We start from the raw sequence: 14,430 nt of genomic DNA on the forward strand, positions 1-14,430 counted from the left end.
GCCGTCACGTCATCTTCCGTACCATGGCGTGCGGCGTGCCCTGCCGCTGAGGACCCCTGCCCGTATGCTGCGTTTCTCCGCGTTTGTCGTCCCCTCCGCGCTGCTTTCGGCGGCGCTGCTGCCGAACCCGGCACAGGCCGCGCCTGCCCCGGCTGATACCCCGCCGATCGAGCGCCTGCCCACGGTTCAGGTGCAGGCGGCGCGCGTGCAGCAGGTGGACGATGCGGACCTGCCGGCGTCGATCAGCACGGTCTGGCTGGATGACGACGCCAATGGAACCCTGGCCCAGGTGTCCGAAGCGCTGGGCGGCATCCCCGGCGTGGTGGCGCGCGACCGCCAGAACTATGCGCAGGACACCCAGCTGTCGATCCGGGGCTTCGGCGCACGGTCCACGTTCGGGGTGCGCGGGGTGCGCGTGCTGGTGGACGGCGTGCCGGCCACCATGCCCGACGGCCAGGGCCAGCTGTCGCATGCCAGCCTGCTCTCGGCGCAGCGGGTGGACGTGCTGCGCGGCCCGTTCTCGGCGCTGTACGGCAACTCCTCCGGCGGCGTGGTGCAGGTGTTCAGCGCCGACGGCGCCCCCGGCGACCCATGGCGGCTGCGGCTGGACACTGGCAGCGACAACACCCTCAGCGCCGGTGCGCAGCTGCGCGGCCAGCAGGGACCCATCCGCTACAACGTGGCCGCCAACCACTTCCGCACCGATGGCTGGCGTGACCACAGCGCGGCCCGCCGCGAGTCGATCAACGCGCGGCTGGGCACCGACGTGGGCGGCGGCCAGCTGGACCTTGTGCTGAATTACTTCGATTCGCCCGATGCGCAGGACCCGCTCGGCCTGAGCCGGGCCCAGGTCAACGCCGACCCGCGCCAGGCCACCGCCGTGGCCAGCCAGTACAACACCCGCAAATCGGTCCGCCAGGCCCAGGCCGGGCTGGTCTTCACCCGCACCGACGGCGCCCACACCTGGCGGGCGATGGGCTATGCCGGGCAACGCAGCGTGGAACAGTACCTGGCCATTCCCCCCGGGCCGCAGGCCAACCCGCTGCATGCCGGCGGGGTGATCGACCTGGACGGCGACTACGGCGGCGTGGACGCGCGCTGGAGCTGGCACGGCGACTGGGCCGGACGACCGCTGGATCTGGTGATCGGCGCCAATGCCGACCGTCAGCTGCAGGATCGCCGCGGTTACGAGAACTTCGTGGGCGATCAGCTGGGCATCAAGGGCCGCTTGCGCCGCGACCAGGCCGACCGGGTGGAGAACATCGACCAGTTCGCCCAGGCGTGGTGGCAATGGGCCCCGCGCTGGTCGCTGCTGCTGGGCCTGCGCCACAGCACGGTGCGGTTCCGCTCCAACGACCACTACATCACCGCCAGCAACCCCGATGACAGCGGCGCGCGCCGCTACGCGGCCACCACGCCGGTGGCCGGGGTGGTGTTCCGCGCCAGCGATGCCTGGCGGCTGTACGCCTCGGCCGGGCGAGGCTTTGAGACGCCCACCTTCAACGAGCTGGGCTACCGCGCCGACGGCCAGGCGGGCTTGGCGCTGGACCTGTCGGCCGCGCGCAGCCGCAACCTGGAAGTGGGCAGCAAATGGCACGCGCAGAGCGGGGCGCGGCTGGAGGCGGCCGTGTTCCGGGCCGACACCGATGACGAACTGGCGGTGGCCAGCAACAGCGGCGGGCGTTCCACCTACCGCAACATCGGCCGTACCCGGCGGCAGGGCGCCGAAGCCAGCTACGTGCAGCCACTGGGGGCGCAGACCGAACTGGCCGTGGCCTACACCTGGATCGAAGCGACGGTGCGCGATGCGTACCCGCTGTGCGGTACCGCCGGCTGCAACACGGTGCAGGCCGGCGCGCGCCTGCCCGGCGTGCCCCGGCAGCAGTGGAACGCGCGGATGCAGTACACGCCCGGGCCGTGGCAGTGGGCCGCCGAACTGGTGGCCTCCAGCGACACCGTGGTGAACGATTTGGCCACCGAGAAGGCGGCCGGGTATGCGTTGCTGAACCTGGAAGCGGCGCGCCGCTGGCAGACCGCGCAGGGCACGTTGCGGGCGTTCGCGCGCATCGACAACGTGCTGGACCAGCGCTACATCGGCTCGGTGATCGTCAACGACGGCAACCAGCGGTACTTCGAGCCCGGCCCGGACCGGCGGGTAGGCGTGGGCCTGCAGTGGCAGTGGGCGCCGTGATCACCGGGCCGCTGCCGGTATAGCGCCGCCCACCCAACGGGCTGCCGCTAGCGCGGGATCTTGGCCGGCACGAACGGCGAGGTCGGGTCGCTGGCGGGGAAGGTTTCGTCCAGGGCTTCATCCTGGTTGTCGCTGGCGTGCTCCTTGCGCGCCTGGCGCTGTTCCTGGTTCTCCCGCCCGCCCGGGTGCGGCACGCCGGTGGGGTCCTTGCGGTCGCGGTAGCCGTGGCTGGGGCCGGACACCACCGGCAGGTGGTCCGCTTCGGCCGGGGGAGACATGCCGGCGCCGCGGTCTTCGGCGTCCTGGTTGTCGTGTTTGGCGTGCTGTTCGCCAGGCACCGGGGTGCTGGCTTCGCGCAGGGGATCGCGTGGCATGGGAATCACTCCGGAACGGGGGACCTCCACTACAGCGCTTGGCGGGTGAAGTCCCTGCGAATCGCCTGCCCTGAACACATCTGTCACGGCTGGCTAACGGCGGCGGGACTATTTCTGCCTGCCCTGTACCGCCGGAGTCGTGCCATGCCCCGCCTGGACCGTCGCGCCGCCCCCGCGCTGTTCAACGCCTACCTGCAGCCCACCCGGAACACGCGCCGCGTACGCCGTGAGCGCACCGAGGAAGCCCAGGCGGTGGCGCAGGACTACCTGCAGTACATGCGCAACGACTACGAGCGCCGCCGCGGGCATGGCCACCGCAGCTGGCGCGATCTGTACCCGGCGTACGCATTCGCCCTGACCACGCACTATGCGGCCTGGCCACGCGGCAACGACGACGACACCGACGGCGAGCTGGCCGAGCACTGGGAACAGATGCGTGGGCAGTCGCGGTTGGGCTGGGGGCAGGCACGCGGCATCGTCGAGGACGCCTGGCTGGCGCTGGATCACATGCCGCCAGCGGCGGTGCACGGCCTGCTGCAGTAACCCGTAAAGGGGTCCTGCACGGTGCGGACACGGGCGTTTCACGCCTGCCGCGGTACAGCTGCCCTCCCCCTGTAGCGTTGGAGTGGCCCTGCCATGGCCCGACCGATCTGGACCGGTACCCTCTCGTTCGGCCTGCTCAATGTGCCGGTCTCGCTGATGTCCGGCGAGCGCAAGGTCGACCTGCAGTTCCGCATGCTCGATTCACGCGACCGCAAGCCGATCCGCTTCGAACGGGTCAACGCCGATACCGGCGAAGAAGTGCCGTGGAAGGACATCGTCAAGGCCTACGAGTACGACAAGGGCAGCTACGTGGTGCTGGAGGAAGACGACATCCGCTCGGCGGCGCCGGAGAGCCATGAGGCGGTGGAGGTGGAGACCTTCGTGGATGCCAGCACCATCGACCCGCGCTACTACGAGAAGCCCTACCTGCTGGTGCCGGCCAAGAAGGCCGAGAAGGGCTACGTGCTGCTGCGCGAAACCCTGCGCAGGACCGACAAGGTGGGCATCGCCCGGGTGGTGGTGCGCACCCGCGAGTACCTGTGCGCGGTGATGCCGCATGGCGACGCGCTGGTGCTGATGATCCTGCGTTACCCACAGGAACTGGTCGACCCGGAAGACTACAAGCTGCCCACCGGCTCACTGGCCGACTACCGGATCAACAGCAAGGAAACGGCCATGGCCGAGCAGCTGATCGCGTCGATGTCCGGCGAGTGGAAACCCGATGACTACCACGACGAATTCCGCGAACGGCTGCAGGTGCTGCTGAAGAAACGGATCAAGGCCAAGGGCGGCACCACCAAGGTGGAGGAAGAACCCGCGCCGCGCGAGGACGACGCCACCAACGTGGTCGACTTCATGTCGCTGCTGCAGAAGAGCCTGGATGCCAAGAAGCGCACGCCGGCCAGGAAGACCGCCGTGACCGCTGCGCCGAAGAAGGCCGCCGCCAAGAAGGCCAAGGCACCGGCGAAGACACCAGCCAAGGCGGCCAAGGCCGCGAAGAAATCCACCAAACGCGCCACCCCCACGCGCAAGGCCGGGTAAGCGCCGATGTCACTGCAGGAATACCGCCGCAAGCGTCGTTTCGACGGCACCCCCGAGCCGGACGCCGACCGCCGCGGTGCGCCGGCGCGGCGCCCGATCTTCGTGGTGCAGCTGCACCATGCCAGTTCGCGCCACTACGATTTCCGGCTGGAAGCCGATGGTGTGCTGAAGAGCTGGGCGGTACCCAAAGGGCCGTCGCTGCGCGCGGGCGAGAAGCGCCTGGCGGTGGAGGTGGAGGACCACCCGCTGTCCTACGCAGGGTTCGAAGGCGATATTCCCAGCGGCCACTATGGCGCCGGGCATGTGGATGTGTACGACCACGGTACCTGGGCCTGCGATGGCGACCCGCTGGAGGCGATCGCTGCCGGCAAGCTCGACTTCGTGCTGCACGGCGAGCGCCTCAACGGCGGCTGGAAGCTGGTGCGTACGGCGATGAAGGGCAAGCAGCACCAATGGCTGCTGATCAAGCGCGACGACGCGCAGGCACGGGACGCAGAGGCCGATGACATGCTGGACACACCGCCGCCACGCGGCGCCGCCCGCAAGCGCGCAGCGGGGACCAAGGCTGCGCCGCGCGCTGCCGCAAAAACAGCCAAGCGCCCGGCCACGCCCGCGCCTGCACGCAAGGCCGACGCGCGCTGGCGCAAACGCGCGTTGGCACTGGAGGGCGCACGCGACGTCCCTTACCCAGCCGGCTTCAAGCCGCAGCTGACCGACCACCGCGCCACCGCACCGGACGGCGATGGCTGGCTGCACGAGATCAAATGGGACGGCTACCGCCTGCTGGCCGAGGTCAACGACGGGGTGGTCGCGCTGCGCTCGCGCGGTGGCCTGAACTGGACCGAAGATTTTCCCGAGGTGGTGCAGGCCATTGCCGCGTTGCCGGTGCGCGACCTGCGCCTGGACGGCGAGCTGGTGGTGCTGGATGCGCAGGGCCGCAGCGATTTCACCGCCTTGCAGAAGGTCATCGACGGCACCGCCAAGCAGCCGCTGCGCTACGTGGTGTTCGACATGCCCGGCATTGCCGGGGTGGATATCAGCCGCTGCGGGCTGCTGCAGCGCAAGGCGCTGCTCAAAGACCTGATCGGTCCGGGTCCGGGCACGCTGGCCTACAGCGACCACGTGCTGGACCATGGACCGGCGGTGTTTGCCGCCAGTGGCGAGGCCGGATTCGAAGGCATCATCAGCAAGCGCGTGGACGCGCCGTACGTCAACGCGCGCTCGCCGACGTGGATCAAGATCAAGCACGAGACCACCGACGAATTCCTGATCGTGGGCTACACCGATCCCAAGGGCGCGCGCAGCGGCTTCGGCTCGCTGCTGATGGCCACGCCCGACACAGGTGGCCTGCGTTACGTGGGCCGGGTGGGTACGGGGTTCGACGATGCGTTGCTGCGCACGCTGACCGCGCGGTTGAAACCGCTGGCGGTGAAACAGGACGTGCTGGCACTGCCGGCGCACGTGCCGTTCAACGCGCGCAGCGTGCATTGGGTGAAGCCGGTGCTGGTGGCCGAAGTGGCGTTCCGCGGCTGGGCCAAGGAAGGGCTGCTGCGCCAGGCCAGCTTCAAGCGGCTGCGCGAGGACAAACGTCCCGGTGACCTGGGGGCGGCAGGCCAGGTGCTGGCGAAGGGCAAAGGTATGAAGAAAGCAACCACGCGCGGCAAGGCCAGCGCGCCGGCCGCAGGTGAGGCCGCGGAAGACGTCAGCATCAGCCATCCCGAACGCGTGGTGTTCGCCAAGGCGAAGATCACCAAGGGCGAGGTGGCCGACTACTACCGGCAGATGGCGCGCTGGGTGCTGCCCGAAGTGGCGCGGCGGCCGCTGTCGGTCCTGCGCTGCCCGGACGGGGTGGATAAGCCCTGCTTCTTCCAGAAACATCACGGCACCGGGCTCGGCGAGGCGGTGCGCGCGATCCCGCTGGAACAGAAAAGCGGGCGCGAAGACTACCTGTACATCGAGGACGTGGCCGGGCTGCTGCAGCTGGTGCAGATGAACACGCTGGAGCTGCATCCCTGGGGCGCAACCGTGGCCGATCCGGAGCATCCGGACCGGCTGGTGTTCGACCTGGATCCCGGCGACGGGGTGAGCTGGGCGCAGGTGAAGTCGGCCGCGCGCGATGTGCGCGATCGGCTGTTGGATACCGGCCTGCAGAGCTTCGTGCGGCTGTCCGGTGGCAAGGGCGTGCACGTGGTGGTGCCCTTGCAGCCCAAGGCCGACTGGGCCCAGGCCAAGGACTTCTGCGACGCGTTCGCGCAGGCCATGGCCGAACATGCGCCGGACCGCTACGTGGCCACCATGAGCAAGGCCAAGCGCACCGGGGTGATCTTCATCGACTGGTTGCGCAATGCACGCGGCGCCACCAGTGTCAGCTCGTGGTCGCTGCGCGCGCGGCCCGGTGCCGGCGTGGCGGTGCCGCTGCGGTGGGAAGAGCTGGGCCGAATCACGGCCGCCGATGCGTTCCCCATGGCCAAGGCGCTGCAGCGTGCGCAGCGCTTGAAGCAGGATCCATGGGAGGGAATCGAGGCGGTGAAGCAGGTGCTGCCGGGGGCGTGACGCCGTAGGGAGTGCGCGGGTGGTGCGTTTGCCTCGGCGGTCGATCGGGATGCGACCCTACCGCGTGGTTCGCCTCACTGCGGGCGATAGCGCGCGCCCAGCCAGATGCCGGCGGCCTGCAGCGGCAGCGAGAGCAGCAGCACCAGCACGAACCAGAACGGGAAGTCGTTGCCCAGGTCCCAGGCGGCATAGGCCGACGCAGCGGCGATCACCGCCCACACCACCCCACCGTGGACGTAGGGCAGCGTCGGCGCGTAGCGCGCGGCGAATGCAGTGGCCGCCAGGCCGCCGAGGATGGTCCAGCCCAGGTCCCAGGCAAGGCGTGCCTGCCCGCCCTCGCCCAGGCCGATCCACGGCGCGATCCAGCCGGCCGCGCCGCTGACCATGCCCAGCACGAACAGCGCCACCACCACGCACAGCACGGACAGTACGACGGTCTTGGCAAGCGACAACGCGGACATGGCGATCCAGGGCAACGGGACGGTGCCCATTATGGACGCGTGCGCGGGCTCAGACCTTGCCGGCGTCCTTCAGCTGCGCGAACTCGTCATCGCTGAACAGCCGCGAGCGCACTAGGAAGCGCACGCCCTCGCCGTTCTCCAGCGAGAACATGCCGCCGCGTCCGGGCACTACGTCGATGATCAGCTGGGTGTGCTTCCAGTACGCGAACTGCGACGGGCTGATGTAGAACGGGGCGCCGCCGATCTCGCCGAGCTGCACGTCGCGGTCGCCCACGATGAAGTCACCCTGGGCAAAGCACATCGGCGAGGAGCCGTCGCAGCAGCCGCCGGACTGGTGGAACAGCAGCGGGCCGTGGCGGGCGTGCAGCGTTTCGATCAGCTGCAGCGCTGCCAGGGTGGCGGTTACCTGGGGTGGTTGGGCGCGCATTGTTGGGTTGTCCTGGGAGCCGGCCAGCGGCCGGCAGTACCGGGTTCTGGGCATTGCGGGGAGCCGGCCAGCGGCCGGCACTACCGGTGCAGGGTGCGGCCTGCCTTCGTTGGGAGAGGAGGAACGAGGACAGGCCGCGGCACGAGCGGTTACGCGTTGAGATCCAGCACCACGCGGCCTTCGATCTTGCCGGCGTGCATGCGCGCGAAGATGTCGTTGATGTTCTCCAGGCGGTCGCTGGTGACCGTGGCCGCCACCTTGCCCTGCTCGGCGAACTCCAGCGATTCCTGCAGGTCCAGGCGGGTACCGACGATCGAGCCACGCACGGTGATGCCGTTGAGCACCATGCCGAAGATGTCCAGCGGGAAGTTGCCCGGCGGCAGGCCGTTCAACGACACCGTGCCACCGCGGCGGACCATGCCCAGTGCCTGTTCGAAAGCCTTCGGCGATACCGCCGTGACCAATGCACCGTGCGCGCCGCCGATTTCCTTCTTCAGGAACGCGGCCGGGTCGGTGGTGCGCGCGTTGACGGTGATCGTCGCGCCGAGGCGCTCGGCGAGCTTCAGCTTGTCGTCGTCGATATCCACCGCAGCCACGTTCAAGCCCATGGCCCGGGCGTACTGCACCGCCATGTGGCCCAGCCCGCCGATGCCGGAGATCACCACCCACTGGCCCGGACGGGTGTCAGTGACTTTCAGGCCCTTGTACACCGTCACGCCGGCGCACAGGATCGGCGCGACCTCGATGAAGCCCACGCCCTTGGGCAGCAGGCCCACATAGTTGGCATTGGCCAGCGCGTATTCGGCGAAGCCGCCGTTGACCGAGTAGCCGGTGTTCTGCTGCGCTTCGCACAGCGTTTCCCAGCCTCCCATGCAGTGCTCGCAATGGCCGCAGGCCGAGTACAGCCACGGGATGCCGACGCGGTCGCCTTCGCGGATATGGCTGACACCCGCACCCACCGCCACCACGTGGCCCACGCCTTCGTGACCGGGAATGAACGGCGGATTGGGTTTGACCGGCCAGTCGCCCTCCACCGCGTGCAGGTCGGTGTGGCAGACACCACACGCCTCGATCTTCACCAGGATGTCGCCGGGGCCGGGCCGCGGTACCTCCACTTCCTCGATGCGCAACGGCTTGCCGAATTCGCGGACGACAGCGGCCTTCATGGTCTTGTTCATGCATGGATCTCCGTGGATTGCCAATGACAGCACTGTGGCGCCGGCCTCCGGCCGACGCCTTGATCGTGATCAAGCAGGGCGCGGGCTCAGAAGAAGCCCAGTTTCTTCGGCGAGTAGCTCACCAGCAGGTTCTTGGTCTGCTGGTAGTGGTCGAGCATCATCTTGTGGTTCTCGCGGCCGATGCCGGACTGCTTGTAGCCGCCGAACGCGGCGTGTGCCGGGTAGGCGTGGTAGCAGTTGGTCCACACGCGACCGGCCTGGATGCCGCGGCCCATGCGGTACAGGCGCGAGGCGTCGCGGCTCCACACGCCCGCACCCAACCCGTACAGCGTGTCGTTGGCGATCTCCAGCGCTTCTTCCTCGGTCTTGAAGGTGGTCACCGATACCACCGGCCCGAAGATTTCTTCCTGGAAGACGCGCATCTTGTTGTGGCCCTTGAACACGGTGGGCTTCACGTAGAAGCCACCGGCCAGGTCGCCGTCGAGGGTGGCCTGCTCGCCGCCGATCAGCACCTCCGCGCCTTCCTGCCTGCCGATATCGAAGTAGGACAGGATCTTCTCCAACTGCTCCGACGACGCCTGCGCGCCGACCATCGTGTTGGGGTCCAGCGGGTTGCCCTGCTTGATCGCGGCCACGCGCTTGAGCGCACGTTCCATGAATTTCTCGTAGATCGATTCCTGGATCAGCGCGCGCGACGGGCAGGTGCACACCTCGCCCTGGTTGAAGGCGAACAGCACGAAGCCTTCGATGGCCTTGTCCAGGAAATCGTCGTCCTCGGCCATGACATCGGCGAAGAAGATGTTGGGCGACTTGCCGCCCAGTTCCAGCGTCACCGGAATCAGGTTCTGGCTGGCGTACTGCATGATCAGGCGGCCGGTGGTGGTTTCACCGGTGAAGGCGATCTTGGCGATGCGCGGGTTGGACGCCAGCGGCTTGCCTGCTTCCACGCCGAAGCCATTGACCACGTTCAGCACGCCGGCCGGCAGCAGGTCGCCGATCACCTCCATCAGCACCAGGATCGAGGCGGGGGTCTGTTCGGCCGGCTTGAGCACCACGCAGTTGCCGGCCGCCAGCGCCGGGGCCAGTTTCCAGGCGGCCATCAGCATCGGGAAGTTCCACGGGATGATCTGCCCGACCACGCCGAGTGGCTCATGGAAGTGGTAGGCAATGGTGTCCTTGTCGATCTCCGACAGGCTGCCTTCCTGTGCGCGTACCGCCCCGGCGAAGTAGCGGAAGTGGTCGGCCATCAGCGGGATGTCGGCGTTGAGCGTTTCGCGGATCGGCTTGCCGTTGTCCCAGGTCTCGGCATGCGCGAGCAGGTCCAGGTTCTCCTCGATCCGGTCGGCGATCCTGTTGAGGATGTTGGCGCGTTCGGTGGTGGAGGTCTCGGCCCAGGCGCGTTTGGCGGCATGCGCGGCGTCCAGCGCCGCTTCGATGTCCTCGGCGTTGGAGCGGGCCACCTCGGTGAAGACCTTGCCGGTGACCGGCGTGGTGTTCTCGAAGTACTGGCCGCTGCGGGGTGCCACCCACTGCCCGCCGATGAAGTTGCCGTAGCGCGGCTTGAAGATGGACTGCGGGTCGGTGGCGTGCGGCTTGGCGGACGTGACGGCGTTCATCGGGGTGCATCTCCGGCAGGTAGGGAAAGGCCCGTAAGGGTCCTTCCCTGCCGCAAGGACGATGCCAACTCCGGCCTGCTGCGCTGCGGCACGCCTTCCGGCCGCGGCCGGCCACGGAACATGCCTGTGATCTGCGGCGGTGCAGCAGCGAAGGTCATTGCGCAGTAACGCTGCCTGTGCTGTTTATCGGAACAGGTCCCGCTACAACTGTCGCAGTTTGCGACACTGGAGAAACAGGTGTCCCAGCAGCCGCTCCTGCACCGTGTCGGCAATGCGCGTCGTTCGTTCTTCGAGCGCGGCGCGACGCCGGTCGGCATCGTGCCCGACACCATCCTGCAGTCGTGGCAGCGCTGCCTGCGTGGCGGGCTGTCGGTGGATGCGCAGCCGGAGGTGGAGCCGTTGCCGGATGCACGCCTGCGCGAACTGCGCGAGCGCCAGCAGAAGCTGTGGCGGCTGGCCCGCCCCGAACTGGACGGGCTGGCCGCCGACATCGCCGCCGCCGGCAGCATCGTGCTGCTCACCGATGAAGACGGCTGGATCCTGGATGCCGAAGGCAGCCCGGGTTTCCTCGACAAGGCCGGGCGCGTGGCCCTGATGCCGGGCGTGCGCTGGGACGAGACCACGGTGGGCACCAACGCCATTGGCACGGCCATCGTGGAAGGCCGCTCGGTGGAAGTGCGGGGTGGCGAGCACTACTTCGCCCCGCACGGCATCCTGACCTGCTCGGCCACGCCGATCTTCGACCCCTACGGCCAGCGCGTGGGCGTGCTGGACATCTCCGGCGATGCACGATTGCAGCACCTGCACGCGCGGGTACTGGCGCGGCAGGCCGTGGCGCACATCGAGCACCGCTACTTCGACGCGGGGCTGGCCGACTGCGAGCTGGTGCGGCTGCACCACGACGCCACCCTGCTGGGCACCCCACGCGAGGGCATCCTGGGCTTCCGCGGCGGCCGCCTGGTGGCTGCCAACCGTACCGGCCTTGCCCTGTTCGGGCTGGAGCATGCCGACATCGGCCATGCGCCGTATGCCGCGCTGTTCGATGGGCCGCTATCGCGGCTGCACGACGACGGTGCGCTGATCGACCGCCAGGGCCGCGCGCTGTACGGGCAGCTGGGCGAGGGCCAGCGTGCGCCGGTGCGGGGCCGTGCGGATGCGCGGCCGGCGGCGTTGCCGACCGGGTCACGCCGACCGGCGGCCACCGCAGTGGATGCCACCCCGCTGTTCGATGCCGACCAGCAGCGCGCGCTGGATCGCGCCTGCCGCGTGCTGGATGCGCAGTTGCCGGTGCTGCTGCAGGGTGAGACGGGCACGGGCAAGGAGGTCTTCGCCCGCGAACTGCACCGGCGCAGCCTGCGCGCCGACAAACCCTTCGTCGCGGTCAACTGCGCGGCCTTGCCGGAGGGCCTGATCGAGGCCGAACTGTTTGGCTATGAAGAAGGCGCATTCACCGGTGCGCGCCGCCAGGGCAGCACCGGCCTGCTGCGCCAGGCGCAGGGTGGCGTGCTGTTCCTGGACGAGATCGGTGACATGCCGCTTGCCCTGCAGCCACGGCTGCTGCGCGTGCTGCAGGAACGCACACTGTCGCCGCTGGGCGGCGGCAAGCCGGTGCAGCTGGATTTCACGCTGATCTGCGCCACCCACCGCGACCTGGACCTGGCCATGCAGGCGGGCGATTTCCGCAGCGACCTGTACTACCGCATTGCCGACCACGCGGTACTGCTGCCACCGCTGCGCGAGCACCCGGATCGCGCGGCGCTGGTTGCCGGCCTGTGGACCCGCCTTGGGCGGGGCCGTGAACTGGATCCTGCCGCGCGCGCTGCGCTGGCCGCGCATGCGTGGCCAGGCAACGTACGCCAGCTGTGCGCGTGCCTGCGCACGCTGGTGGCGTTGAGCGACCCGGGCGATGTCATCGGGGTGGATGCGCTGCCGGCGCAGGTCCGTCACCCTGCCCCACCGGCGCCGCGACCGGCGAGCGCCGGCGATGGCCTGGAAGCGATGACCCTGGCGGCCATGCGCGAGGCACTGGCCGTCAGCGGCGGCAACGTGGCCGCCGCCGCGCGGGCGCTCGGCATCAGCCGCAGCACCCTCTACCGGCGCCTGGGCGAGGCCGCGCACCGGCACTGAGCCGGCGCGTCGGCTCAGCCGACCAGCGCGGCCGAGTCGCGGGCCAGCTGTTCGATCGCGGCCCAGTCGCGGGCCTGCAGCAGCGCACGCGTGGTCAGCCACGAGCCGCCCACGCACAGCACGTTGGGCAGATGCAGGAAGTCGCGTGCGGTCTGCGCGCTGATCCCGCCCGTGGGGCAGAAGCGCACGTCGCCGAACGGCCCGTTCCACGCCGACAGCATCGCCGCGCCACCGGCCTGCACCGCCGGGAAGAACTTGAAGGTATCCAGGCCGTGCTCCAGGCCCAGCATCAGCTCGGACGAGGTGGCCACGCCCGGCAGGAACGGCAGGTCGGTGTCGCGCGCGGCGGCGTACAGGCGCGGGGTGGCACCCGGCGACACGGCAAACCGCCCGCCCACCTGCTTGACCTGTTCCATCTGCGCGGCGGTCAGCACGGTGCCGGCGCCCACCACCGCATCGGGCACGGCCTCGACCATGGCCTTGATGGCCTCCATCGCCACCGGCGTACGCAGCGTCACCTCGATCACCGGCAGGCCGCCGTTGAACAGGGCGCGCGCTACCTCGACCGCATCGTCGATGTTCTCGGGGGTGAACACCGGAATCACCGGGGCCAGTTTCAGGACAGCACGTACACGTGGATCAGCGCCGGACATCGAATCGCTCCTCGCCCGTCAGGGCCATCACGTCAGCCTCGCTGACAGGGTTGAAGTCGCCCGGAATCGAATGCTTGAGGCAGGCCGCAGCCAGGCCGAAGCGGACGATCGCCTCCGGTGCGAAGCCGCGCATCATGCCATGCAGGATGCCGGCGGCGAAGGCATCGCCGCCGCCGATGCGGTCCACGATGCCGATCATCTCGCGGGTTGGCGCTACCGCGCGGGTGCCATCGCGGCCGACCAGCATCGCCCCGAGGGCATGGTTGTCCACACTGTGCGGCGTGCGCTGGGTGCAGGCCATCCACTGCAGGCGCGGGAACGCGGCGAACGCCTGCGCGGCGGCCGCATCGACACGCTCACGCACATCGGCCTGTTCGAATTCACCGCCGAGCACCACGCCGATATCGCGGTAGTCAGCGAAGACCATATCGGCGCAGGCGAACAGCTGGCGCAGGATGCCGGGGGCATCGCCCTGCCAGCGCGCCCACAGCGACGGCCGGAAGTTGCCATCGAAGGACACCCGCACGCCACGCGCGCACGCCGCCTGGGCGGCCACCAGCGTGGCCTGGGCCATGGCCGGGTTCAGCGCGGGGCTGACCCCGGACAGGTGCAGCCAGTCGGCGCCGTCCAGCAGCGCGTCCCAGTCGTAGTCGGCCGCGCTGCCGCAGGCGAATGCCGAGTCGGCGCGGTCGTAGACCACTTCGCTGGCCCGCTGCACCGCGCCGGTGGTGAGGAAGTACAGGCCCATGCGGCCGGGCCGGACCTGCACGTGGCCGGTGTCCACCCCATGCCGGCGCAGTTCGCCGGCCACGAACCGGCCCAGCGGGTTGTCCGGCAAGGTGCTGACCATCGACACCGCGTGCCCCAGATGGGCCAGCGACACGCCCACGTTGGCCTCCGCGCCGCCAGGATGCACCGCCAGCTGCGCGCTCTGCAGCAGCAACTCGCGGCCCGGTGCGCTCATGCGCAGCAGCAACTCTCCGAAACAGACAACACGACTCATGGCGGTGGATCCTTGTGAAAGCGAGGGCGCGTGCGGCGGCACCCGGATGGAATGGCTAGCGGTGTCATTCTAGCCATGCCGGACCGGGCGTCTACCGCCCGCATTGTCGAAAGCATTGTCCCGCAAGCCTCCGGGAGACATTGAAAATCTGTTGCGCTGCAAGATGCTCCTTCTGGAACGGGCTGTTAACGTCCGCCCTGACCAGCGGTGTCATTGCACTGACATGTCGCCGGATAGCTGTTTCATGTAGCACCTTGGGAGAG

General features: G+C 69.2%; 12 protein-coding genes. 5 read left to right on the forward strand and 7 right to left on the reverse strand.

What is annotated here, in order from left to right; translation table 11 throughout:
- Positions 1–64 precede the first annotated feature (64 nt).
- Positions 65–2,191 (forward strand): TonB-dependent receptor family protein, encoded by a 2,127-nt coding sequence (locus AC6CHL_RS16200; protein ID WP_498295309.1) that lies wholly within the window; start codon positions 65–67, stop codon positions 2,189–2,191.
- 47 nt (positions 2,192–2,238) lie between these two features.
- Here the strand turns inward: AC6CHL_RS16200 and AC6CHL_RS16205 are convergent, their stop codons facing one another.
- Entirely contained in the window at positions 2,239–2,565 is a 327-nt protein-coding gene (locus AC6CHL_RS16205) for a hypothetical protein (protein ID WP_038691495.1), read from the reverse strand.
- Between the two features lie 144 nt (positions 2,566–2,709).
- Between AC6CHL_RS16205 and AC6CHL_RS16210 the strand changes: the two genes are divergently transcribed.
- The 3 genes from AC6CHL_RS16210 to ligD all read left to right on the forward strand — a co-directional run bounded on the left by AC6CHL_RS16210 (position 2,710) and on the right by ligD (position 6,702).
- Entirely contained in the window at positions 2,710–3,108 is a 399-nt protein-coding gene (locus AC6CHL_RS16210; RefSeq protein ID WP_038691493.1) for a hypothetical protein, read from the forward strand.
- A 93-nt stretch (positions 3,109–3,201) separates the two neighbouring features.
- Positions 3,202–4,149: a non-homologous end joining protein Ku gene (ku, locus tag AC6CHL_RS16215; protein WP_447591087.1), complete on the forward strand. Its 948-nt coding sequence runs from the start codon at positions 3,202–3,204 to the stop codon at positions 4,147–4,149.
- Between the two features lie 6 nt (positions 4,150–4,155).
- A complete protein-coding gene (gene ligD / locus AC6CHL_RS16220) occupies positions 4,156–6,702 on the forward strand; it encodes a DNA ligase D (RefSeq protein ID WP_498295312.1) in 2,547 nt (848 codons plus the stop codon).
- Positions 6,703–6,776: 74 nt separating this feature from the next.
- Here ligD and AC6CHL_RS16225 read toward each other — a convergent pair whose 3' ends face one another.
- The 4 genes from AC6CHL_RS16225 to adh form a co-directional block, all read right to left on the reverse strand.
- A complete protein-coding gene (locus AC6CHL_RS16225; protein WP_498295314.1) occupies positions 6,777–7,163 on the reverse strand; it encodes a hypothetical protein in 387 nt (128 codons plus the stop codon).
- Positions 7,164–7,212: 49 nt separating this feature from the next.
- Positions 7,213–7,590 (reverse strand): DUF779 domain-containing protein, encoded by a 378-nt coding sequence (locus AC6CHL_RS16230; RefSeq protein ID WP_038691486.1) that lies wholly within the window; start codon positions 7,588–7,590, stop codon positions 7,213–7,215.
- 149 nt (positions 7,591–7,739) lie between these two features.
- On the reverse strand, positions 7,740–8,768 hold the full coding sequence (gene adhP / locus AC6CHL_RS16235; RefSeq protein WP_038691484.1) for an alcohol dehydrogenase AdhP: 1,029 nt from the start codon (positions 8,766–8,768) through the stop codon (positions 7,740–7,742).
- An 86-nt stretch (positions 8,769–8,854) separates the two neighbouring features.
- Positions 8,855–10,384 (reverse strand): aldehyde dehydrogenase, encoded by a 1,530-nt coding sequence (gene adh, locus AC6CHL_RS16240; RefSeq protein ID WP_038691482.1) that lies wholly within the window; start codon positions 10,382–10,384, stop codon positions 8,855–8,857.
- A gap of 237 nt (positions 10,385–10,621) precedes the next feature.
- On the opposite strand from adh, the gene AC6CHL_RS16245 reads away from it, so the two are divergent.
- A complete protein-coding gene (locus AC6CHL_RS16245) occupies positions 10,622–12,511 on the forward strand; it encodes a sigma-54-dependent Fis family transcriptional regulator (RefSeq protein WP_498295316.1) in 1,890 nt (629 codons plus the stop codon).
- A 14-nt stretch (positions 12,512–12,525) separates the two neighbouring features.
- Here AC6CHL_RS16245 and eda read toward each other — a convergent pair whose 3' ends face one another.
- A complete protein-coding gene (gene eda, locus AC6CHL_RS16250) occupies positions 12,526–13,164 on the reverse strand; it encodes a bifunctional 4-hydroxy-2-oxoglutarate aldolase/2-dehydro-3-deoxy-phosphogluconate aldolase (RefSeq protein ID WP_137191457.1) in 639 nt (212 codons plus the stop codon).
- Positions 13,151–14,167, reverse strand: coding sequence for a sugar kinase (locus AC6CHL_RS16255; protein WP_498295318.1), 1,017 nt, complete (start codon positions 14,165–14,167; stop codon positions 13,151–13,153). The genes eda and AC6CHL_RS16255 overlap by 14 nt, the downstream gene beginning before the upstream one ends.
- Positions 14,168–14,430: the final 263 nt, after the last annotated feature.

Source organism: Stenotrophomonas sp. GQ19, from assembly GCF_059758695.1.

Coding starts and splice junctions, on each gene's coding strand:
- AC6CHL_RS16230 (WP_038691486.1), bottom strand. CDS start 7,590: ATGCGCGCCCAACCACCCCAGGTAACCGCCACCCTGGCAGCGCTGCAG.
- ku (WP_447591087.1), top strand. CDS start 3,202: ATGGCCCGACCGATCTGGACCGGTACCCTCTCGTTCGGCCTGCTCAAT.
- adhP (WP_038691484.1), bottom strand. CDS start 8,768: ATGAACAAGACCATGAAGGCCGCTGTCGTCCGCGAATTCGGCAAGCCG.
- AC6CHL_RS16210 (WP_038691493.1), top strand. CDS start 2,710: ATGCCCCGCCTGGACCGTCGCGCCGCCCCCGCGCTGTTCAACGCCTAC.
- AC6CHL_RS16200 (WP_498295309.1), top strand. CDS start 65: ATGCTGCGTTTCTCCGCGTTTGTCGTCCCCTCCGCGCTGCTTTCGGCG.
- AC6CHL_RS16225 (WP_498295314.1), bottom strand. CDS start 7,163: ATGTCCGCGTTGTCGCTTGCCAAGACCGTCGTACTGTCCGTGCTGTGC.
- ligD (WP_498295312.1), top strand. CDS start 4,156: ATGTCACTGCAGGAATACCGCCGCAAGCGTCGTTTCGACGGCACCCCC.
- AC6CHL_RS16255 (WP_498295318.1), bottom strand. CDS start 14,167: ATGAGTCGTGTTGTCTGTTTCGGAGAGTTGCTGCTGCGCATGAGCGCA.
- AC6CHL_RS16205 (WP_038691495.1), bottom strand. CDS start 2,565: ATGCCACGCGATCCCCTGCGCGAAGCCAGCACCCCGGTGCCTGGCGAA.
- eda (WP_137191457.1), bottom strand. CDS start 13,164: ATGTCCGGCGCTGATCCACGTGTACGTGCTGTCCTGAAACTGGCCCCG.
- adh (WP_038691482.1), bottom strand. CDS start 10,384: ATGAACGCCGTCACGTCCGCCAAGCCGCACGCCACCGACCCGCAGTCC.